At 63.7% G+C, this 19,439-nt stretch carries 22 protein-coding genes; 18 read left to right on the forward strand and 4 right to left on the reverse strand.

Annotation, left to right across the window (positions count from 1 at the left end; translation table 11 throughout):
• Window positions 1-401 precede the first annotated feature (401 nt).
• From coxB to LCW13_RS04910, 4 genes are read left to right on the forward strand one after another with little or no spacing between them, the layout of a single operon-like run.
• Entirely contained in the window at window positions 402-1,577 is a 1,176-nt protein-coding gene (gene coxB, locus LCW13_RS04895) for a cytochrome c oxidase subunit II (protein ID WP_225347730.1), read from the forward strand.
• Window positions 1,578-1,607: 30 nt separating this feature from the next.
• On the forward strand, window positions 1,608-3,260 hold the full coding sequence (gene ctaD / locus LCW13_RS04900; RefSeq protein ID WP_107335293.1) for a cytochrome c oxidase subunit I: 1,653 nt from the start codon (window positions 1,608-1,610) through the stop codon (window positions 3,258-3,260).
• Between the two features lie 27 nt (window positions 3,261-3,287).
• The gene (locus tag LCW13_RS04905) at window positions 3,288-3,881 is read left to right on the forward strand and encodes a cytochrome c oxidase assembly protein (RefSeq protein WP_225347731.1); all 594 of its coding nucleotides are present in this window, start codon (window positions 3,288-3,290) and stop codon (window positions 3,879-3,881) included.
• A complete protein-coding gene (locus tag LCW13_RS04910) occupies window positions 3,878-4,738 on the forward strand; it encodes a cytochrome c oxidase subunit 3 (RefSeq protein WP_131431479.1) in 861 nt (286 codons plus the stop codon). Before LCW13_RS04905 ends, LCW13_RS04910 begins: the two co-directional genes overlap by 4 nt.
• Window positions 4,739-4,755: 17 nt before the next feature.
• Here LCW13_RS04910 and LCW13_RS04915 read toward each other — a convergent pair whose 3' ends face one another.
• Window positions 4,756-4,947 (reverse strand): DUF2909 domain-containing protein, encoded by a 192-nt coding sequence (locus LCW13_RS04915; protein WP_043337068.1) that lies wholly within the window; start codon window positions 4,945-4,947, stop codon window positions 4,756-4,758.
• 118 nt (window positions 4,948-5,065) lie between these two features.
• Here LCW13_RS04915 and LCW13_RS04920 point away from each other — a divergent pair, with 118 nt between their 5' ends.
• From LCW13_RS04920 to LCW13_RS04930, 3 genes are all read left to right on the forward strand, one after another.
• Window positions 5,066-5,770 carry an SURF1 family protein gene (locus LCW13_RS04920; protein ID WP_225347732.1) on the forward strand — a complete coding sequence of 235 codons (705 nt, stop codon included), beginning with the start codon at window positions 5,066-5,068 and terminating at the stop codon, window positions 5,768-5,770.
• 75 nt (window positions 5,771-5,845) lie between these two features.
• Window positions 5,846-6,487, forward strand: a complete 642-nt coding sequence (locus LCW13_RS04925; protein ID WP_225347733.1) for a hypothetical protein — start codon at window positions 5,846-5,848, stop codon at window positions 6,485-6,487.
• 407 nt (window positions 6,488-6,894) lie between these two features.
• Entirely contained in the window at window positions 6,895-8,001 is a 1,107-nt protein-coding gene (locus LCW13_RS04930; RefSeq protein ID WP_225348109.1) for a COX15/CtaA family protein, read from the forward strand.
• A 134-nt stretch (window positions 8,002-8,135) separates the two neighbouring features.
• On the opposite strand, the gene LCW13_RS04935 is transcribed toward LCW13_RS04930, so the two are convergent.
• Complete coding sequence (locus LCW13_RS04935) at window positions 8,136-8,531, reverse strand: glutaredoxin family protein (RefSeq protein WP_043337063.1); 396 nt, start codon at window positions 8,529-8,531, stop codon at window positions 8,136-8,138.
• A gap of 75 nt (window positions 8,532-8,606) precedes the next feature.
• A complete protein-coding gene (locus LCW13_RS04940) occupies window positions 8,607-9,674 on the reverse strand; it encodes a LysR family transcriptional regulator (protein WP_225347734.1) in 1,068 nt (355 codons plus the stop codon).
• Window positions 9,675-9,804: 130 nt separating this feature from the next.
• Between LCW13_RS04940 and LCW13_RS04945 the strand changes: the two genes are divergently transcribed.
• The 6 genes from LCW13_RS04945 to LCW13_RS04970 all read left to right on the forward strand — a co-directional run bounded on the left by LCW13_RS04945 (window position 9,805) and on the right by LCW13_RS04970 (window position 15,148).
• Window positions 9,805-11,010 (forward strand): multidrug effflux MFS transporter, encoded by a 1,206-nt coding sequence (locus LCW13_RS04945; protein WP_225347735.1) that lies wholly within the window; start codon window positions 9,805-9,807, stop codon window positions 11,008-11,010.
• Between the two features lie 146 nt (window positions 11,011-11,156).
• Window positions 11,157-12,065 carry a lipid kinase YegS gene (yegS, locus tag LCW13_RS04950; protein WP_225347736.1) on the forward strand — a complete coding sequence of 303 codons (909 nt, stop codon included), beginning with the start codon at window positions 11,157-11,159 and terminating at the stop codon, window positions 12,063-12,065.
• A gap of 163 nt (window positions 12,066-12,228) precedes the next feature.
• A complete protein-coding gene (locus LCW13_RS04955) occupies window positions 12,229-12,681 on the forward strand; it encodes an NfeD family protein (RefSeq protein ID WP_225347737.1) in 453 nt (150 codons plus the stop codon).
• A gap of 140 nt (window positions 12,682-12,821) precedes the next feature.
• Window positions 12,822-13,847, forward strand: coding sequence for an SPFH domain-containing protein (locus LCW13_RS04960; protein ID WP_043337056.1), 1,026 nt, complete (start codon window positions 12,822-12,824; stop codon window positions 13,845-13,847).
• Between the two features lie 73 nt (window positions 13,848-13,920).
• A complete protein-coding gene (locus LCW13_RS04965) occupies window positions 13,921-14,379 on the forward strand; it encodes a nucleoside deaminase (RefSeq protein WP_373456560.1) in 459 nt (152 codons plus the stop codon).
• A gap of 220 nt (window positions 14,380-14,599) precedes the next feature.
• Entirely contained in the window at window positions 14,600-15,148 is a 549-nt protein-coding gene (locus tag LCW13_RS04970) for a hypothetical protein (protein WP_052384908.1), read from the forward strand.
• A gap of 260 nt (window positions 15,149-15,408) precedes the next feature.
• On the opposite strand, the gene LCW13_RS04975 is transcribed toward LCW13_RS04970, so the two are convergent.
• Window positions 15,409-15,612, reverse strand: coding sequence for a cold-shock protein (locus LCW13_RS04975; protein ID WP_043335501.1), 204 nt, complete (start codon window positions 15,610-15,612; stop codon window positions 15,409-15,411).
• Between the two features lie 247 nt (window positions 15,613-15,859).
• On the opposite strand from LCW13_RS04975, the gene LCW13_RS04980 reads away from it, so the two are divergent.
• The 5 genes from LCW13_RS04980 (at window position 15,860) to LCW13_RS05000 (ending at window position 19,292) form a co-directional block, all read left to right on the forward strand.
• Entirely contained in the window at window positions 15,860-16,699 is an 840-nt protein-coding gene (locus tag LCW13_RS04980) for an isopenicillin N synthase family dioxygenase (protein WP_043335503.1), read from the forward strand.
• Between the two features lie 218 nt (window positions 16,700-16,917).
• The gene (locus tag LCW13_RS04985; RefSeq protein ID WP_043335505.1) at window positions 16,918-17,343 is read left to right on the forward strand and encodes an NINE protein; all 426 of its coding nucleotides are present in this window, start codon (window positions 16,918-16,920) and stop codon (window positions 17,341-17,343) included.
• Between the two features lie 127 nt (window positions 17,344-17,470).
• Window positions 17,471-17,896: a hypothetical protein gene (locus tag LCW13_RS04990; RefSeq protein WP_225347738.1), complete on the forward strand. Its 426-nt coding sequence runs from the start codon at window positions 17,471-17,473 to the stop codon at window positions 17,894-17,896.
• The gene (locus tag LCW13_RS04995) at window positions 17,893-18,609 is read left to right on the forward strand and encodes a ZIP family metal transporter (protein WP_052384785.1); all 717 of its coding nucleotides are present in this window, start codon (window positions 17,893-17,895) and stop codon (window positions 18,607-18,609) included. Before LCW13_RS04990 ends, LCW13_RS04995 begins: the two co-directional genes overlap by 4 nt.
• A 98-nt stretch (window positions 18,610-18,707) precedes the next feature.
• A complete protein-coding gene (locus tag LCW13_RS05000; protein WP_043335511.1) occupies window positions 18,708-19,292 on the forward strand; it encodes an exopolysaccharide biosynthesis protein in 585 nt (194 codons plus the stop codon).
• The last annotated feature ends 147 nt before the right edge of the window (window positions 19,293-19,439 follow it).

The raw sequence follows: 19,439 nt of genomic DNA on the forward strand, positions 1-19,439 counted from the left end.
CCGAGCAAGACCTTCCGTCAGGGTTTTCAAGCAAGACTTTCAACACACTGGTGCAGATCGGCGTGACGCTAACATCGATAAATGCGCATATAACTTCGCCATTGGTCGCCCCGATGCGCGCCGGCATATCGCCAGCCGACTTCTTGGCAATGACTCAATCGCCGCCTCTCTGCGTGGACTGAACGCAGAAGCGCGCCACTGCCTTGTGCTCAGGCGGCATCACGCGCGGGGTAGCCGTTTTTGCCTCGCTCTGCCTTGCGACCAAGGAGTATCAGTGGGTTGATCCACGCGACCTTGTGTTCCGCCAAGCTCTTCTATACTCGAAGCAAGTCGGAGCACGGGGAGCCGCTCAGCGCCGTCATCTGGGTGAGGCTCTCGATAACAAAGACAAGGAGGCGCCGATGTCATGGATCGCGGAATGCCTTTCCCGTGTCACCAGGCCAATGCGTCTGCGCTTGCGACGTACAGTGACGACCCTGTCACTGACGGCCTTGTCACTGACAGCCCTTTCCCCTTCGGTGCTGGCAGTGGAATACAACATGCCGGTCGGGGTCACCGCGGTCAGCCGCGAGATCCACTCGCTGCACATGATCATCTTCTGGATCTGTGTGGTCATCGGCATCGTGGTGTTCGGTGTGATGGGCTACGCGATGATCAAGCACCGCAAGTCACGCGGTGCGGTATCGGCAAGCTTCCATGAAAATACCCGTATCGAGATTCTGTGGACCGCCATCCCGCTGTTGATCCTGGTGGTGATGGCGGTGCCTGCCACCGCCACGCTCAAGGACATGTACGACGCCTCCGAATCGGCGCTGGACGTGAAGATCACCGGCCATCAATGGCGCTGGCAGTACGAGTATCTGGGCGAGGATGTCGCCTTCACCTCAAGCCTCGCGACCCCGCGCGAGCAGATCAACAACACCGCCACCAAGGGCGAGCATTACCTGCTGGAAGTCGACAACCCGCTGGTGTTGCCCATCAATCGCAAGGTGCGCTTCCTGACCACCTCCGCCGACGTCATCCACTCCTGGTGGGTGCCGGACTTCGGCGTCAAGAAGGATGCCATCCCCGGCTTCATCAATGAGGCCTGGACGCGTATCGAGACCCCCGGCACCTATCGTGGCCAGTGCACCGAGCTGTGCGGCAAGGACCACGGCTTCATGCCGGTGGTGGTCGAGGCGTTGCCGGAGGCCGAGTTCGATGAGTGGCTGATCGCGCGCAAGGCCGAAGCCGAGGCCGCGCTCAACGATGCCGGTCGTGACTGGAGCCTCGAGGAGCTGATGGAGAAGGGCGAGAAGACCTACGCCACCATCTGCGCCTCCTGCCACCAGCCGGATGGCCAGGGCATGCCGCCGGCGTTCCCCTCGCTGGTGGGCAGTGCCATCGTCACCCAGGACATCCAGGCGCACATCGATATCGTGGTCAACGGCAAGGCGGGCACGCCCATGGCGGCCTTCGCCGATGTGCTGAGCCCGGTCGAGCTGGCGGCTGTCATCACCTATGAGCGCAACGCCTGGGGCAACGATACCGGCGAGCTGGTGCAGCCAGCCGTCATCAAGGAACAGCTGTCTCAATAGCGTGCAAGCGACGCATTCAGGAGGCGTGTCATGGCCAGTGAACAGCCACGCAAGGCGGTACTTCAGGCCAGCGAGAGCGAGGGGGCCACCGCAGGCGGCGCTCATGTGGGCGAGGGCCACGGCAGCGCGCCGCGCGGCATGCTGCGCTGGCTGCTGACCACCAATCACAAGGATATCGGCACCCTCTATCTGATCTTCTCGCTGAGCATGCTGTTCATCGGCGGCATCATGGCGCTGGTGATCCGCACCGAGCTGTTCCAGCCCGGCCTGCAGATGGTGCAGCCGGAGTTCTTCAACCAGATGACCACCATGCACGGGCTGATCATGGTGTTCGGCGCCATCATGCCGGCCTTCACCGGGCTGGCCAACTGGATGATTCCGCTGCAGATCGGCGCGCCCGACATGGCGCTGCCGCGCCTCAACAACTTCAGCTTCTGGCTGTTGCCGGTCGCCTTCCTGTTGCTGCTCTCCACCCTGCTGATGGAGGGCGGTGGCCCCAACTTCGGCTGGACCTTCTACGCGCCGCTGTCCACCACCTATGCGCCGCCTTCGACCAGCTTCTTCATCTTCTCGCTGCACATCGCCGGCATCAGCTCGATTCTCGGCGCCATCAACATCATCGCCACCATCCTCAATCTGCGTGCCCCGGGCATGCGCCTGATGGACATGCCGCTGTTCGTCTGGACCTGGCTGATCACCGCCTTCCTGCTGATCGCGGTGATGCCGGTGCTGGCGGGTGCCATCACCATGATGCTGTTCGACATCAACTTCGGCACCAGCTACTTCAATGCCGCCGGTGGCGGCGACCCGGTGCTGTTCCAGCATCTGTTCTGGTTCTTCGGGCATCCCGAGGTCTACATCATGATCCTGCCGGCCTTCGGCATCGTGTCCGCCATCGTGCCGACCTTCTCGCGCAAGCGATTGTTCGGTTACGCCTCGATGGTCTACGCCACCGGCTCCATCGCGATCATGTCCTTCCTGGTCTGGGCGCATCACATGTTCGCCGTCGGCCTGCCACTGGTGGCGGAACTGTTCTTCATGTACACGACGATGCTGATCGCGGTGCCGACCGGCGTGAAGGTCTTCAACTGGATCGCCACCATGTTCCGCGGCTCCATCAGCTTCGAGCCCCCGATGCTGTTTGCGATCGCCTTCATCGTCCAGTTCACCATCGGCGGCTTCTCGGGCCTGATGCTGGCCATCGCCCCGGCGGATTTCCAGTACCACGACACCTACTTCGTGGTGGCGCATTTCCACTATGTGCTGGTGCCCGGCGCGCTGTTCGCGATTCTCGCCGGAGCCTACTACTGGCTGCCCAAGTGGACCGGCTTCTATCCCCACGAGGGGCTCTCGAAGTGGCATTTCTGGCTGTCGGTCATCGGCGTCAACCTGACCTTCTTCCCGATGCACTTCTCGGGGCTGGCCGGCATGCCGCGCCGCATTCCGGATTACGCGCTGCAATTCGCCGACTTCAACATGCTGTCCAGCATCGGCGCCTTCCTGTTCGGTATCTCGCAGCTGCTGTTCCTGGTCGTGATCGTCAAGTGCGCGCGCGGCGGTGTCAGGGCGCCGGCGTGTGCCTGGGAGGGCGCGGTGGACCTGGAGTGGAGCGTGCCGAGCCCGGCGCCGCTGCACACCTTCGAGATTCCCCCGCAGACCCGCGATGGCCAGATCATCCGCTGAGCGATGGACAGCGGCCAGGAGAGTGACATGCCCTCACGCGATCACGCAGCACAGCAACAGGCAGTGGCACGCACCGTGCGGCGCACGCTGCTGGCGCTGGTCGCGATGTTGGGCTTCGCCTTCGCGCTGGTGCCGCTCTATGACGTCTTCTGCAATCTCACCGGCCTGAATGGCAAGGCCGCCAGTCAGGCCAAGGCCGCGGTGGCGATGGAGATCGACGAGAGCCGCTGGGTCTCGGTGCGCTTCATCACCCAGCAGGGGCAGGGTCTGCCGTGGACACTCGAGGCGCTGGATGAGCAGTTCCGCATCCACCCCGGTGGCCAGTACAGCGCGCGCTTCGTGTTCACCAATCATGCCGATTATCCGGTGCGTGGCCGCGCGGTCCCCAGTGTCAGTCCTGCCGAGGGCTCACTGCATCTGCGCAAGATCATGTGCTTCTGCTTCCAGGAGCAGACGCTGGCAGCAGGCGAGCGGCGCGAGCTGCCGCTGGTCTTTCAGGTCGACCCTGACCTTCCGGAGGGCATTCGTGATCTGACCCTGGCGTACACGCTCTATCCGGTCATGACGCCGTCATCCGCGGGGGACGATGGTGCAGAGAATTCTGCAGGAGGTGAAACATGAGCAGTGGCAGCTATTACGTCCCGGCCCACAGTGCCTGGCCCATCTTCGGCGTGCTGGCGGTGGGCGGCATGATGATCGGCACCGGAATCTGGATGGTGCACGGCAGCGCCGCCTGGTTGTCAGGCATCGGCCTGCTGGCCGTTGTGCTGGTGATGGCGGGCTGGTTTCGGGATGTGGTGCGCGAGTCGATGGGCGGCCTCTACGATGACCAGATGGACCGCTCGTTCCGCTGGGGCATGGCCTGGTTCATCTTTTCGGAATTGATGTTCTTCGCGGCCTTCTTCGGGGCGCTGTTCTATCTGCGAACCTTCGCGCTGCCCTGGCTCGATGGTGAGGGCGCCAAGGGAGTGACGGCGTTGCTGTGGCCGGACTTCACCGCCAGCTGGCCCCTGATGACGCCGCCGGATGCCAGCATCGCCGGGCCCAGAGAGCTGCTGTCGCCCTGGCAGCTGCCGCTGGCCAACACGCTGTTGCTGGTCAGTTCCAGCGTCACGCTGACGGTGGCGCATGAAGCGCTGAAGATGGAGTTTCGGCGCACGGCGCGCAACTGGCTGGCGGGCACCGTGGTACTGGGGCTGTGCTTTCTGACCCTGCAGGGCATCGAATACTACGAGGCCTGGCACCACCTGGGGCTGACGCTGCAGGCGGGGGTCTATGGCGGCACCTTCTTCCTGCTGACCGGTTTTCATGGTCTGCACGTCACCATCGGCACCCTGATTCTGATCGTGATGCTGGTGCGCGTGATACGCGGCCACTTCTCGAGTGAACGTCACTTCGCCTTCGAAGCGGCTGCCTGGTACTGGCACTTCGTCGATGCGGTGTGGATCGGTCTGTTCCTGTTCGTCTATGTGTTCTGACAGCACGCGGCGTGATGTCAGTCCAGCATTCCGGTGGAGAAGCCAATGACCAGCAGAATCACCAGACACACTGCCAGGCCAACCCGCCATTTGAGAGAGGTCAGCAGGCGTCGACTGCGGCTGCCATCGCGCAGCAGAAAACCGGCGCCGGCGACCAGGCTTGCCAGCATGCCGATAAAGACCAGTGCGATCAGCGATTTGAGCAGCATGTCACCTCCCGGGGCGCAGACAGTGGCGGGTGAGCACAGCGCGGCACTCGCTTGTGACAGTCGAGCTCATCCGGCTGACAAGCGCAAGTCAGTGCCAGCGGCGCAGGGGTCTTCAACGGTGCCGACGCAGGAGCGCCAGGTCGGACGCGGCTGGTGGCTGTTCTGGGGATGCCTGATCGTGCTCGGTCTGTGTCTGTGCAGCTGGCAGGTGATGCGTGGCCAGGCGCGTGCCCAGCATCTGGAGGATACCGCCAGCGCGCCGGAGCTGGTGATGCCGACGGCACCGCCCGCCAGTGCCAGCCTGATCGAGCTGCGCGGCGAGTGGCTCGCGGAACACAGCCTGCTGCTGGACAACCGCACGCTGGACAAGCGCCATGGCGTGGCGGTGCTCACGCCCTTCCGAACGCTGGATGGCCGCTGGTGGCTGGTGGAGCGTGGCTTCGTGGCATCGCCGGCCCCGCGCAGTGACCCGGAGTTCACGACCCCGACAGGCTCCGGGGTGATCAGTGGTCGCTGGCAGTGGTTGAACGGCCAGGGCAACAGTGGTGGCCCACTGTTCGGCCCCAATCGCGAGGGGCAGCGCCTGCAGCAGGTCGATCTGAGCGCCTGGCAGGCGCTGGGCACACCGGCCTTTGCGGGTGTTCTGCACCAGACGAGCGGGGAGGGGCGATTCCTGCCCTGGTGGCAGCCGAGCAACATGACGCCGGAGCGTCATTACGCCTATGCGCTGCAGTGGCTGGGACTCAGCCTGGGGGCGGCGGTGGTCATGATTCTGGGCGCGCGCCGTCAACGCCAGTCCGCGCTGCGTCAGCGCCAGGCCTAGCGTCTGGTGCTTATGTCTTGAGTCTGTTGTCCGCACACCCGGGCAAGCAGGGAAGCCGTCGTCAGGAGGAGAGCGATGACACACGTGATGCGACAGCGTCTGAAACTCGTGGCCTTGCTGGGGCTGTTGTCCGCCCCGCTGCCCTTGGCGTGGGCCATGCTGAGCGCACAGGTCGGGATTCCCGAGGGGCGGGTGGCAAACGGTGCCCTGTTGCCAAAGGTCAAGCCGCTCACGGACTGGTCGCTCGACTACCTCGTGACAGAGAACGCCACTGACAACGTCACCGAAAACGCCACAGGAAACGCGACTGACGGTGCTGTTAGCGCGAAGGAGGCTCCCGGCATGCCGCCGCTGGCCGCCCGAGGCGCGGATGAACAGCGTTTCTGGCTCAGCTGGCCGGAGCCGAACCAGCCGCAGCTGGCCGCGGCGCAGGCCGAGCGCTGGTGGCGCCTGCATCGCGCACTTGGCAAGGAGGCGCCACGCCTGGGCCGCCTGGTGGTGGCTGAAAAGACCTTTGTGCATCCCCGGGTGCCGGGCGAGCAACGGGCGCTCGGGCGCTGGCCGGCACCGAACGATGCCACTTCCGCGTCGCACCAGTTGCGCCTGATCGACCCTCATGGGCAGGTCGTGGTCGCCTACGGGCCCGAGATCACGCCGCAGGCCGTGATGAAGGATGTGCGCCGGCTGCTCAAGCGTAATCCGGTTGCTCCTCGATAGGTCGCGCCTAGCCAGGTCGGACCTCGATAGTTAGCGCCTAGCCAGGTCGGACCTCGATAGTTAGCGCCTCGCCAGGCCGGACCTCTCCAGACCAAGCCTCGCCAGGCCGCGCGTGATCTTCTTTCGCTTCACCAGGGAGATATGCCATGTCTCGCCTCGCCATACAGAAGCGCTATCCACCGCGGGCCTGCGCCGTCTCGCGAGCTCGCCAACGAGGGGCGGCGTTGCTGCCTCGGCCGCCATTTCTGCGTCACGCCACCACTGATGAAGCTGCCGCCGCGCAGGCCTTCTCGATGGCGACGCCTGAGCTGACGTCTGATCTGGTGCATGGCCCTGCCGCCCGGCAGGAGGCGAGCCGGCGGGTGACGGCACGCCTGTGGCGCAGCAGCCAGCAACTGGTCGCCAGCATGCTGGGATTGGTCATTCTGGTGATCGGGCTGGGAGCCTGGACGCGGCTGGTGGACGCCGGTCTGGGGTGCCCCGACTGGCCGGGCTGTTATGGCGCTCTGGTCGTGCCGGATGCCCAGACGGCGAGTCTGCATAGCCCGCATCATCCGCTTGAAGGCTACAAGGCGTGGGCGGAGATGATCCATCGCTATGCGGCGAGTCTGCTCGGGCTTGCGGCAATCGTATTGCTCGCACTGGGCTGGCGGATACGCCGTCGGGAGGCTCATCAGTCGCAGGCCTTTGAGGGTGGCAGCGGCGAGGCAAAGGTGACTGATCACTGGGGCGCGGAGGCGCGCACGCGTTTTCCCCTGGCCGGCTGCTGGCTGTTGTTGGGCATGCTGTTGGTCCAGGGCGCGTTCGGGGCCTTTACCGTGACGCTGAAGCTGTGGCCGCAGGTGGTGACGCTGCATCTGCTGGGCGGTCTGAGCGTATTGAGCCTGCTGCTGTTGCTGTGGCTATCACTCAGACGGCGGGCGGCGCACCTCAAGGTGACAGCTGAGCAACACACGGCGGGCGCTGATGCAGCGCACATCCGGCGTCAGCCCTGGCTGGCCACTCTGGCCGCGGCTCTGCTGCTGGGGCAGCTGGCCCTGGGGGGCTGGACCTCGAGCAATTATGCCGGGCTTGCCTGTGAAGGTTTCCCGACCTGCAATGGTGCCGCATGGCCGGCGATGGACTGGGGAGAGGGCTTCCACCTGACCCAGGATGTCGGCCCCAGTTATCTGCACGGGCAGCTGCATGGTGAGGCGCGCACGGCCATCCACATGGCGCACCGTGGCGGGGCCGTGCTGCTGGGGGCGGTGCTGTTGGCGCTGTATTGGCGCCAGCGCCGCCACTTGCCGGCGCGGAAGGCGGCGCCTGACAACCCCTGGCGCTGGGCGCTGGGGTGTTGGCTGGTGCAGGCAGGCTTGGGAATCGCCAATGTGCTGTGGTGGTTGCCGCTGGATCTGGCGCTGGCGCATACCCTGGGGGCCGTCGCGCTGACGCTGGCGATGGTGTGGGCGATGGATCGGATGCGCCAGGCGGCTCGCCTCAAGCGGGCATCCGTCTCGCAGGCGCTGGCCTGATGAGAGGCAGAAGGTGGGCAAGACGGTAAGCAGAAGAGAGACACCCAAGCGCGCGTGATCGCGCTCACCAGACCGCAAGAGGCCGCTCTCATGAGCGGCCTCTTGCGGTCTGCGTCGTATCAGCCGGTATCCTGTCAGGCGGCGCTGCCGAAGCGCTCCTGCAGGTAGGCATTGATGGTGTCGGATTCGTACATCCACTCTTCGCGCCCATCGTCATGGGTGATCAGCAGGCACGGCACCTTGACGCGACCGCCACCCTGTTCGAGGGCCTGGCGGTGAGTGGCGTTGTGCTGGGTGTCGCGCTGCTCGACGTTCAGGTTCAGCTGATGCATGCGCTTGCGCACCTTGATGCAGAACGGGCAGGTCGAGAACTGATACAGCGCCAGTTTGGCCGTCTCGGCGTCCACCTCGGCCTGCTGGGCGGGGCTGCGCTCGAGCGCGCTGCCACGGGTCAGCTTCTCGCTGAGCAGCATGAAGGGAGCCAGCACCAGACGCAGGGTGCGGAAGAACAGGCGGATGATGGAGCGCATGGCAGAACCTCATGGGACGTGCGGGTATCGGCGCCAGTGCCGCAGGGCGGGTGGCGAATTTACAATGGGGCCATTCTAGAGCTCAGCGGCCTCGGCGTCTTCCCCATGCGCGTTGCGAATATGCGTCAGCAGGGACTGTCGCAACCAGCGGTGCCCGGGGTCCTGCTCGTGGCTGGCATGCCAGATCAAGCGGTAGCTGAGCGCGGGCAGGCGCATCGGTAGCTCAAGGATCGCCAGTCCATGCAGCTCGCTGCTGGCCTGGGCAAAGCTTCTGGGGGCGCAGAACACCAGCTCGCTGTGCGCGACGATGCTCAGGGCATCGCGGAAATCCGGCACCAGCACGCTGATGCGGCGTGGTGCGCCGTGCTGCTCCAACCGCTCATCCAGCGACCAGCGTGAGCGTCCTTCGCAGGTGGCCTGGACATGACTCAAGGCCGCGAATTCACTCAGCGTCATCGGTGTCTGGCGCCGCGTGAGCGGATGATCATGCCGCACCAGAATCACATGGTCGTCGCGCCACAGCAGGCGCGACTGGAAGCCAGCGGGGAGGGCAGGCGGCTCGCCCGGGGTCTCGGCGCTGTGATCGTGTCCGGCAAGCCCGATATCCAGCTGGCCCTTTTCCATCAGGCTCAGACAATCGGCCTGCCAGCGGCTGATCTCGAGGCTGCCATGCGGCAGCGCATCGGTCAGTGTGCGCGTGCAGGACGGCATCAGGGTCGCCCAGGCGCTTTCCAGCACTGCCAGCTGAAAGCGCCGCTGGCTGGTAGCGGGGGTGAAGGTGGCAGGGGCGCTCAGATTCTCGAGACGCGAGAGCAGCTCGGCCAGTTCACCACGCAATGACAGTGCACGCGCCGTGGGGCGCAGACCATGGCGTTCGCGAATGAAAAGGGCGTCATCAAACATCACGCGCAGGCGTGCCAGACTCTTGCTGACGGCAGACTGCGAGAGGTGAAGACGGCCCGCCGCGCGCGTCACGCTGCACTCTTCCAGCAGCACCTGCAGCACCTGCAGCAGATTGAGGTCGATGCGCGTGTTGAAGGGCGTGGCCGCTGGCGCTGAGCCCGAAGACGCAGGCAGTGAAGACGCGGCTGGAGACTGGGCACCAACCGGCCTTGCGGGTGTCTGCGGAGCAGTCGCGCTCATGAGTTTCTCCAGTGGAATATCAGGCCTGAAATAATATCATTTTGCTTCATAAGTCGCAGGCGCTAGGCTCTGCGGATTCTTGATGGCCCTCTGTCGGGCCGCCCTTGGCTTCTGACTCTCGAGATTATCCATGTCCGTGTCTTCCTCTGCTGCCGCAAGGCCCATGCCCAACGCACGACTATTGCTGTTGCTGCTGGTCGGCTGCGTGATGTTCTCGCCGCTGGCGATCGATATCTATCTGCCCTCACTGCCGGCGATGGCGCGCGAATTTGCCCAGCCCACCGATGTGATGCAGATGACGGTGACGCTGTTTCTGGGCGCTGTGGGTGTCGGGCAGATTCTGGTCGGCCCGTTGACGGACCTCTACGGACGACGTCCGGCGCTGTTGGGCGGCGCGACGGTCTACCTCGTCGGCGCGATGGTCGCCGTGCTGGCACAGGACATCAGCATGCTGTATCTCGGGCGTATCCTGCAGGGGCTGGGGGCATGCGCCACGGTGACGGTGGCCTTCGCGGCCGTGCGTGACTGCTACACGCCGGAGCAGGGCGCCAGGATGTACAGCTATCTGAATGGTGCGCTGTGCATCATTCCGGCGCTGGCGCCGGTGCTGGGCGGTCTGCTGGCGGTGCAGTTCGGCTGGCGCTCCAACTTCCTGTTCATGGCCGCCTTCGCGCTGTGCGTCGGCCTGATGGCGTGGAAGAGCTTTGGCGAGACGCGTCCTGCCACGACGGTCGTGGAGCGTCCGCTGTACAACTGGGCGCGCTACCGCCCCGTGTTGACCAGCTGGCGCTTCCTGTATCAGGCGCTGGTCGCGATGGCCGCGATGAGCGCCATCCTGCTGTATGTGTCGTCGTCCTCCGAGCTGCTGGTCGAGCGCCTCGGTCACTCCGAGCTGGTCTTCAGTGCCCTGTTCGGCGGCAATGCCGTGATCAATATCATCACCTTCTTCTTCGCACCGCGCGTGATCACGCGCCTCGGCCGTCAGCCCACCGTGCGTCTGGGGCTGGCGATCATCCTGCTCTCCGGCCTGATGCAGGGCGCGGCCTTCGCCTGGCTGCCACTGTCAGCCGCTGCCTTCATGGTGCCGGTGGCAGTGCTGTCGGTCGGCTTCTCGCTGGCACTCGGCGCGGCATCAAGCCTGGCGCTGGAGGCCTTCGCTGAGCGTGCCGGCACCGCTGCGGCGCTACTCGGCAGCATCCAGCTCGGCGGCTCGGCAGTGGTGGCAACGGCGCTGCTCAATACGCCGCTCGCCCCTCAGCAGGGACTGTTGCTCATCAGCGTGGTGATGGTGCTGCCGTTGCTGCTGCTGGGTGCGCGACGTCAGCCGGGCGTCTAGTCGGTAAGACTGCCCGATGGGACTGGACGGGCATGGAGGATTCGCTGGCTGGCGCCAGAGGCGGGCCGCAGGGCAGAGATGGTTCATTGAAGGCCCCCGACCAGAGTATGCTTGTCGCTCGATCCGCATGTCGCCAAGGAGGCACCATGGAATCAGCGGCGCGTGTGCGCGTGATACTCAACGGAGACAAGGCTCAGCAGCCGGAGCTGCGTGAGGCCATCTTCGCTCAGCGTGAGCGTATGGCAGGGCTTGAAGTGCGGTTGACCTTCGAGGGAGATGATGTCGCGAGGCTGGTGCGCGAGGCGGTCGATGAAGGCGTCACGCGGCTGGTCGTTGGCGGCGGTGACGGCACCCTCAATCTGATAGCCAATGCATTGATGCAGCATCCACTCGCGAAGCGTCCGGAAGTCGCGATCCTGCCGTTGGGCACCGCCAATGACCTGGCGACCTCGCTCGGCATCCCCGAGCCGGTGACGGAATCGCTGGCGCTGGCCTGTGAAGGCGCGGCGCGAGCCGTCGATGTGGTGCGGCTGGATGATGCCTACTTCCTCAACATGGCCTCGGCAGGTTTCGGCGCCGAGGTGACGCGCTCGACGCCCGGTGGCCTCAAGAAGCTGTTCGGTGGCGGGGCCTATTCGTTGATGGGTGTGCTCAAGGCGTGGGACTTCCGTCCCTATCGTGGCAGCGTGACCCTCAATGGGGTGGAGGAGGAGCTGGCGTTGTTCGTACTGGCGATCGGCAATGGTCGTCAGGCGGGCGGCGGTCAGGAGCTGGCGCCTCGGGCGCTGCTCGATGATGGCTGCTTCGATGTGCTGGTGATCCGCGACTTCCCCATCGCGCGGGTGGGTGAGGTGATCGAGGAGCTGGAGTCGCTCCCCGACAACGGCCATTTCGTGCGTTATGTGCGCACTGACGCGCTGCACTATCGTGGTGAGTCGCTGCCGGTGAATCTCGATGGCGAGAGCTACCTGATCGAGAACAGCGAATTCCAGCTGATTCCCGGCGCTCTGCGTCTGGTCGCCCCGCAGGACGCCGCCCTGCTGACACACTCATGAGCCCGCAGATGGGCCATTGAGCGCTGGCTGAGCCATGTGGGCTGGCTGGTACACGAGCGCAGTCTGGGGTTTACTCAGGCTGCGCTCGTTGCGTTGGTGGCAGCGTATTCTTCCAATCTCTCGGCCGCGCAGGGCGGGAGTCAGGACTTCAGGGAGTGATTGCATGGTCGGTTTGGCGGCGTGGCATATCTGGGTCATCCTCGCGTTGATTCTGGCGGGGCTTGAGCTGCTGGGCGCGCAGTTCGTGTTGCTGGCACTGGGTGTCAGTGCCCTCGGGGGCGCTCTGGCGGCGGGGCTGGGGGCGGGGCTAAACATCCAGTTGATCAGCGTCGCGATCACGGCCCTGGTGCTGGTGCCGCTGTTCGTGCGCAAGATCCATCCCTATCTGTTGCCCAAGACGCCCTACGGCACCCTGGGCAGCGGCGCGGAGACCGGGCAGCTGGCCAAGGTGATCATCGGCAACGGCGGAAAACCTGCCGTACGCGTGTCAGGCAATGAGTATCCGCTACGCTGGGAGGGGGAGACGCCGCCGGCAGCGGGGGACACGGTCAGGATCGTCAGCGTCGAAGGCATCACCGTCTGTGTCGAGCCTGTCTCGAAGGAGTCTGTGGAGTAGCGACTGTCTCGAAAGGAAGTGACACAAAGACGCCATGAGATCGCGGCTCGACGGCGCGGTCGTGGTGGCAGCGGGTCAAGCGTGATCGGATATCTCACAAGGGCTTGCGGATACGGCCCAGTTCAAGGGAGTTGAGCAATATGATTATCAGTCCGGGACTCATCATCATTCTTTTCATACTGGCGCTGGTGGTAATCCTGCTGGCCAAGGGATTGATGATCGTCCAGCAGTCAGAAGCCGTCGTCATCGAACGCCTCGGCAGCTACAGCCGCACACTGGAATCCGGCGTGAATCTGGTGATTCCGTTCATCGACAAGCCGCGCTCGATCACCATTCGTCGCTATCGTGAGGTCAAGGGCGACAATCTGCCCTTGGTGGTGGAGGAGACGCGCATCGATCGCCGCGAGACGGTGATGGACTTCCCCGGCCAGAGCGTGGTGACGACGGACAACGTCACCGTGACCGTCAATGGCGCGCTCTACTTCCAGATCGTCGATCCCAAGCGCGCCGTCTATGAAGTCGAGAACTTCACCCAGGCCGTCGAGGTTCTGGCCAAGACCAGCCTGCGCTCCGAGATCGGTCGCATGGAGCTCGACAAGCTCTTCGAGAGCCGCAAGGAGGTCAACGACGCCTTGCAGATCACCATGGATGAGGTCGGTGACAAGTGGGGCGTCAAGGTGACGCGCGTCGAGATCCAGGACATCAGCATGCCTGAGGAAGTCGAGGACGCCATGCGGCTGCAGATGGCTGCCGAGCGCAAGCGTCGCGCCACGGTGACCGAGGCCAATGGCCAGCGCGAAGCTGCCATCGCGACCGCCGAGGGCGAGAAGCAATCTTCGGTACTGCGTGCCGAGGGTGACAAGCAGGCCGCGATTCTGCGCGCCGAAGGTGAGCGTCAGGCCATCTATCAGCTGCGCGATGCCATCGGTGCGGAAGACCCGCAGCTGGTGGTCGGCTACATGCTGGGCCAGAAATATCTGCAGGTGCTGCCGGACATGGCGCGCGAAGGTGATCGCGTCTTCATTCCCTACGAGGCCTCTGCCTTGCTGGGTGCCATGGGCAGTTTCCGCGAGCTTGCCACTGAAGTCGGCGAGCCCACCAATGCCAGCAATGAAGGGCTGAGACGCGCCCGTCAGATGATGACAGGCGAAGCGGGCCTGGGCTGAGTGTATTGTGCCGAGCAGTGAGTGGCAGTAGGCTGCCGCTCCACTGAATATTCACCGCATCTGGAGCAAGACGATGACAGCAATGACTACCGATCATGAGCGCTTCCTGCAGGCCGCCATTGAAGAGGCGGAAAAGGGCTATGCGGCTGGCGGCGTGCCGATCGGCTCGGTACTCGTCCATGATGGCAAGATCATCGGTCGTGGCCACAATCAGCGCCAGCAGAAGGGCAGCACGGTGTTGCATGGTGAAATGGATGCACTGGAAAACGCCGGTCGCCTGCCGGCCAGCGTCTATCGTGAATCCGTGCTCTACACCACGCTGTCACCGTGCCCGATGTGCAGCGGTGCCATCCAGCTCTACGGTATCCCGCATGTCGTGGTCGGTGAGAACCACACCTTCATGGGCGCGGAAGACCACCTGCGTGGCCTGGGCGTCAAGGTCGATGTGGTCGACAACGCGCGCTGCCGCGAGCTGATGGCGACCTTCATTCGCGAGCAGCCGGACGTCTGGAACGAAGATATCGGTGAGTGATCGCGGCGCGGTTGTTGGTGGTAGCTGATGGAAAATGGTGTTCGTTAACACTATTCTGCTGTGAAAAGGGCGGAATGCTTGAAAAGCTGTCGGTCTGGCACCATGTCTTGGGTATCAGGCGCCAAGCCACGCTTTCGCTTGCATGACTACACGACCTTTGTTGCAATGCCACTTGCAGGAAACAGGGGCTGGCAACTCCCCACCTATCATGGAGAAGACGATGAAACTCAAGCAATGGATGATTCCCGCACTGGCCGCTGGCCTGTCTCTGGCCATCGCTGGTTGCGATAACGGCGATACTGACAAAGCTGCCCAGAACGCCGAGACCTCTGCCGAGCAGAGCGCCGAGCAGGCTGAACAGAGCGCCGATCAAGCGACTGACGCCGCTGCCGAGAAGATGGACCAGGCAGCTGACGAAGCGGCCGCAGAGATGGACGACGCTGCTGACAAGGCCGACAACATGGCTGACGACGCTGCCGAATCCGCCGATGCCATGGGTGATGAAGCTGCTGCCGAGAGCGAAAGCGCCCTCGACGCGACCAAGAACGCTGCTTCCGAGACCTATGAGTCTGCCAAGGAAGGTGTCAACGACGCTGCTGACGCCACTGCCGATGCTGCCAAGAACGCCTATGACTCCACCAAGGAGCAGGCTGCCGAGCTGACCGACTCCGCTGAGCAGTCTGGCGACAACGCTGCTGCCGAAGCGAACGAGAAGATCAACGCTGCGCAGCAGGATGCCAACGAGTCCATCGACGAAGCGCAGCAGTAATCACTGGCCAGCGAATGCTGGTGTGATGCCTGTCGCAAGCCGTGTCACTGGCTGAGTGCGAGTGACACGGCCGCCGATACAAGAACGCCGTGACCCCCCTGGGTCGCGGCGTTCTTGTTGCTGGCGACTCTTCGTGAAGCGTGAGTCAGGCCAAGGTCTGGCCACAAAAAAGCCCGCCGGAAGACGGGCTTTTCCATGACTGTCTTGCTGCCATCATCAGGGCGCCGGTGAGGGCGGCCTGACCAGGCTGATCGAGAAGATCAGACCGGCTTGATGTTTGCGGCCTGAAGGCCTTTCTTGCCCTGGGTGACGTCGAAGGAAACCTTCTGACCGTCTTGCAGGGACTTGAAGCCTTCTGCCTGAATTTCAGAGAAGTGCGCGAACAGGTCGTCGCCGCCGTCGTCCGGAGAAATGAAGCCGAAACCTTTGGTGTCGTTAAACCACTTGACTGTGCCAGTTGCCATGATTCTTTCCTTGCTTACGAGATGATGTTGGTGGTCTGCCCATCAGACCAGAGTGCGTTGGTGCGGCTAGGGGGAATTCCACCAGAGAGACGCGTTGCGTCCAGCGACGACATCCTTTCCTGCTTGACCTACGCATGCAGCCTAGGCTGCACGTGCTCGCTTCCATTCGAACAGAAAGTTGTCGTATTGGCGACTCCTTCCGGCTCAAGTAGGATGCTCACACAGAGCCAACATAGATGGAAATGCCATGAAGGTCCAGAACGTAGATTACCGCTCGGCCGATGCAGCCGAAAAATTTGTCGAATCCCTGCGCACGACGGGCTTCGGTGTCATCCGCAATCACCCGATCTCTCATGAATTGGTCGAGAAGATCTACGCCGAATGGGCCGAATTCTTCTCCAGCGCCGACAAGCTTGACTGGCGTTTCGACCCCAAGACCCAGGATGGACTGTTCCCGGCAGATGTCTCCGAGACCGCCAAGGGCCATACGGCGCGTGATCTCAAGGAGTATTACCATATCTACCCGTGGGGCAAGATTCCGGACAGCCTGCGCGAGAATGCCATGGAGTATTACCGCCAGGCCGAAGCCTTCGCGGCAGAGCTTCTGAGCTGGGTCGAGGCCCATTCACCTGCCGAAGTGGCCGAGCTCTACCGTGAACCGCTCTCCAACATGATCAAGGACAGCGGTCAGACGCTGCTGCGCGTGCTTCACTACCCGCCGATGACCGGTAGTGAAGAGCCGGGCGCCGTCCGTGCCGCGGCGCATGAAGACATCAACCTGCTGACCGTGCTGCCGGCAGCCAACGAGCCGGGCCTGCAGGTGATGGACGTCAATGGCGAATGGATGGACGTGCCCTGTGATCCGGGTCAGCTGGTCATCAATGTCGGCGACATGCTTCAGGAGACCAGCGGTGGCTACTTCCCGTCGACCACGCACCGCGTGATCAACCCGACCGGCGAGGGCTCCAGCCAGTCACGCCTGTCGTTGCCGCTGTTCCTGCATCCGCGTCCCGAAGTGGTACTGTCTGACAAGCACACGGCGGACTCCTACCTCAAGGAACGTCTGCGCGAGCTGGGCGTCATCTAGCGCCGGCTGCGGCCTGGCTTTCGTTTCCGGCCTGGCTTTCGCTCCCGGGAGCGATGAAGAGACACCTGCTGATCCGACGCCATCCGCGCCAGTGCGCGGGTGGCGTTGTCGTTTCCGGGCGTGGCCTCTGGCGGCAGAAGGCTTGATTCATCGGCGCCAAGACCGCATTGACAGTATTCGCAATCATGATCTGCCGCATCGCGGCTAAGGCTTCACTGATGACCACATCGCCTGTTGTACAGGACACGCATTCCAAGACCATGGGCTATCTGCTGTGGATCTTCGGTTTCCTCGGCGCGCACCGTTTCTACTATGGCAAGCCGGTCACCGGCACCATCTGGCTGTTCACCTTCGGGTTGCTGGGCATCGGCTGGTTGATCGACCTGTTCCTGATTCCGGCGATGGACCGCGAGGCGGACTTCCGTTTTCGCGAAGGCCCGATCAATTACTCGCTGAGCTGGATTCTGCTCACCTTCCTGGGCGTGTTCGGCATCCACCGCATGTACATGGGCAAGTGGCTGACCGGCTTGCTCTACCTGTGCACCGGTGGGCTGTTCTTCATCGGCGTGCTGTATGACTTCTGGACACTCAACGACCAGATATCGCTGCGCCATGCCGAGCAGGCACCGGCCACCCAGCGCTAGAGATCACGCCTGCGTTGCATCCAGCGGGACGGAAGTGACGTAGCAGGAAAGGCAGTGTCGAGTTTTCGCATGTTCTAATGTGCTGGGGCTCGGATGTTTTCATCAACATGACGACAAGGAAGTGAACATGATCTGGTTGAAAGCCTTCATCGCCGCCTTTCTGGCGACTCTGATCTTCCATCAGGGCCTCTTCGGGCTCTTCTATCTGGCCGACATTCTGCCCAAGGCGCCCTACAACATGACGCCTACCGGGCCGCTGGGCGTTCCGTCAGTGCTCTCGCTGGCCTTCTGGGGCGGGCTGTGGGGGCTGCCGCTGTGGGCATTGGTGCGTCGCAGGACGGGCGTCAGCCATTGGCTGATCAGTCTCGTCTTCAGTGCAGTCGGCCCGACGGCCGTGGCCATGCTGGTCGTCTTCCCGCTCAAGGGAATCGAGGTCGCGCCACTGATGGTGGTCGGTGGCCTGATCCTGAATGGCGCCTGGGGCGTCGGTACCAGTCTGTTGATGCGTGTGCTGGGTGCGCGACCGAGTCCTGCAGCCCCGACGACAGCATGATGGCATCGATTCCGTGGACCATGGTGGCGCTCGCCTGGGCTGCCGGGTTGTGCATGCCGCTGGGTGGCGTGATCGCCCAGCTGGAGCGCAGTCACGAGAGTCACGTCAAGCGCAGCTGGCTGGCGGGGATCACCGCGCTCGGCGGCGGCATTCTGTTGGCCGCCGTCTCACTGGTGCTGGTACCGCATGCCATGCAGGCGCTGTCCATCGCGGCGCTGTTGGGGCTGTTCCTGCTGGGCGCGCTGATCTTCATGCAACTGGACCGCTGGCTGGCGCGCGGTGGCGGCGCCAAGGGCCAGTTGCTGGCGATGCTGATGGACTTCATCCCCGAGGCGATCGCACTGGGCGCACTGGCCTCTGCCTCTCCCGCCGCGGCGATGCTGCTGGCACTGTTCATCGCGGTGCAGAACCTGCCGGAAGGCTTCAATGCCTATCGTGAGCTGGAAGGGGCCGGGCTGACGGCGCGTCAGGGGCTCGGGGCCTTCGTGCTGCTGTCACTGCTGGGCCCGCTCGCGGCATTGGCCGGCCATCTGTGGCTTGCGGATGCGCCGGGCGTGCTGGGCGGACTGATGGCCTTCGCCGCCGGTGGCATTCTCTACCTCGTCTTCCAGGACATTGCGCCCCAGTCGCGGGTGGCGCATCACTGGTCACCGCCGTTGGGCGCCTCGCTGGGGTTCATGATCGGCATGCTGGGCGATCGCCTGGTCGGCTGACGATCAGCTGACGATTCACCGTGGCGGGGCGGCACCAGCTGACTCGCCACGGCTCGAGACCTTCACACCCTCCGTCATCTTCCCGATAGGGAGCTCGCATGAGCAAGCACGCCAATGAAGGCAACCTCACGGGGTTGCTGGAAGAGCTGGACCGCGAGATCGAAGGGGATATCTCGCTGGGCGACATTCTGGAGCATTTCAACTCCCGGGGCTTCGGCCCCTTGCTGGTATTGCCTGCCTTGCTGGTACTGCTGCCGACCGGGGCGATCCCCGGGGTACCGACGACCTGTGCGCTGTTCATCGTGCTGATCGCGGGTCAACTGTTGCTGGGGCGCAAGATGCCGTGGTTGCCACGCCGGCTGGCGCGCTTCAGTTTCGAGCATCAACGCCTGACCCATGGCGTCGAGCGGGCAAGGCCCTGGACGCGACGCCTCGATCGTCTGCTCAAGCCACGCCTGAGCTTCATGACGCGCGGCATTGCCTATCGCGGTATCGCGGCGCTGACCATCCTGCTGGCCACGGCCATGGTGCCGCTGGAGCTGGTGCCCTTCGCCGCGGCCTTGCCGGCAGCGACCTTGCTGCTGCTGGGGCTGGGGCTGATCGGGGAGGATGGCCTGGTCATCCTGCTGGCCTTGCTGGTGCTGCTGCTGGATATCGCCACGGGGTTCTGGTTGGTAGGTTGAAGGCTGCGTTGGTCGCTCAACAGCGACGCAGCGTATTTTAGGAGTCGAGGCTCGTATCCTTGATGACGCGAGATGGCTTCTGCATGCCATCAGCTGCGGGCTCATGAGAGCGCCTGCGCCGTTGTGTAGCAACGCAGTAAGACAAAA

Source organism: Cobetia amphilecti, assembly GCF_020217465.1.
GTDB classification, from domain to species: Bacteria; Pseudomonadota; Gammaproteobacteria; order Pseudomonadales; family Halomonadaceae; genus Cobetia; species Cobetia amphilecti.

What these genes read in the sequence shown, in the direction of transcription:
- ctaD (WP_107335293.1), top strand. Translation starts at nt 1,608, where the DNA reads ATGGCCAGTGAACAGCCACGCAAGGCGGTACTTCAGGCCAGCGAGAGC.
- LCW13_RS05000 (WP_043335511.1), top strand. Translation starts at nt 18,708, where the DNA reads ATGAGCAAGCACGCCAATGAAGGCAACCTCACGGGGTTGCTGGAAGAG.
- LCW13_RS04970 (WP_052384908.1), top strand. Translation starts at nt 14,600, where the DNA reads ATGAAACTCAAGCAATGGATGATTCCCGCACTGGCCGCTGGCCTGTCT.
- LCW13_RS04910 (WP_131431479.1), top strand. Translation starts at nt 3,878, where the DNA reads ATGAGCAGTGGCAGCTATTACGTCCCGGCCCACAGTGCCTGGCCCATC.
- LCW13_RS04940 (WP_225347734.1), bottom strand. Translation starts at nt 9,674, where the DNA reads ATGAGCGCGACTGCTCCGCAGACACCCGCAAGGCCGGTTGGTGCCCAG.
- LCW13_RS04975 (WP_043335501.1), bottom strand. Translation starts at nt 15,612, where the DNA reads ATGGCAACTGGCACAGTCAAGTGGTTTAACGACACCAAAGGTTTCGGC.
- LCW13_RS04995 (WP_052384785.1), top strand. Translation starts at nt 17,893, where the DNA reads ATGATGGCATCGATTCCGTGGACCATGGTGGCGCTCGCCTGGGCTGCC.
- LCW13_RS04945 (WP_225347735.1), top strand. Translation starts at nt 9,805, where the DNA reads ATGTCCGTGTCTTCCTCTGCTGCCGCAAGGCCCATGCCCAACGCACGA.
- LCW13_RS04925 (WP_225347733.1), top strand. Translation starts at nt 5,846, where the DNA reads ATGACACACGTGATGCGACAGCGTCTGAAACTCGTGGCCTTGCTGGGG.
- LCW13_RS04985 (WP_043335505.1), top strand. Translation starts at nt 16,918, where the DNA reads ATGACCACATCGCCTGTTGTACAGGACACGCATTCCAAGACCATGGGC.
- LCW13_RS04935 (WP_043337063.1), bottom strand. Translation starts at nt 8,531, where the DNA reads ATGCGCTCCATCATCCGCCTGTTCTTCCGCACCCTGCGTCTGGTGCTG.
- LCW13_RS04930 (WP_225348109.1), top strand. Translation starts at nt 6,895, where the DNA reads ATGCTGGGATTGGTCATTCTGGTGATCGGGCTGGGAGCCTGGACGCGG.
- LCW13_RS04980 (WP_043335503.1), top strand. Translation starts at nt 15,860, where the DNA reads ATGAAGGTCCAGAACGTAGATTACCGCTCGGCCGATGCAGCCGAAAAA.
- coxB (WP_225347730.1), top strand. Translation starts at nt 402, where the DNA reads ATGTCATGGATCGCGGAATGCCTTTCCCGTGTCACCAGGCCAATGCGT.
- LCW13_RS04905 (WP_225347731.1), top strand. Translation starts at nt 3,288, where the DNA reads ATGCCCTCACGCGATCACGCAGCACAGCAACAGGCAGTGGCACGCACC.
- yegS (WP_225347736.1), top strand. Translation starts at nt 11,157, where the DNA reads ATGGAATCAGCGGCGCGTGTGCGCGTGATACTCAACGGAGACAAGGCT.
- LCW13_RS04915 (WP_043337068.1), bottom strand. Translation starts at nt 4,947, where the DNA reads ATGCTGCTCAAATCGCTGATCGCACTGGTCTTTATCGGCATGCTGGCA.
- LCW13_RS04990 (WP_225347738.1), top strand. Translation starts at nt 17,471, where the DNA reads ATGATCTGGTTGAAAGCCTTCATCGCCGCCTTTCTGGCGACTCTGATC.
- LCW13_RS04955 (WP_225347737.1), top strand. Translation starts at nt 12,229, where the DNA reads ATGGTCGGTTTGGCGGCGTGGCATATCTGGGTCATCCTCGCGTTGATT.
- LCW13_RS04960 (WP_043337056.1), top strand. Translation starts at nt 12,822, where the DNA reads ATGATTATCAGTCCGGGACTCATCATCATTCTTTTCATACTGGCGCTG.
- LCW13_RS04965 (WP_373456560.1), top strand. Translation starts at nt 13,921, where the DNA reads ATGACAGCAATGACTACCGATCATGAGCGCTTCCTGCAGGCCGCCATT.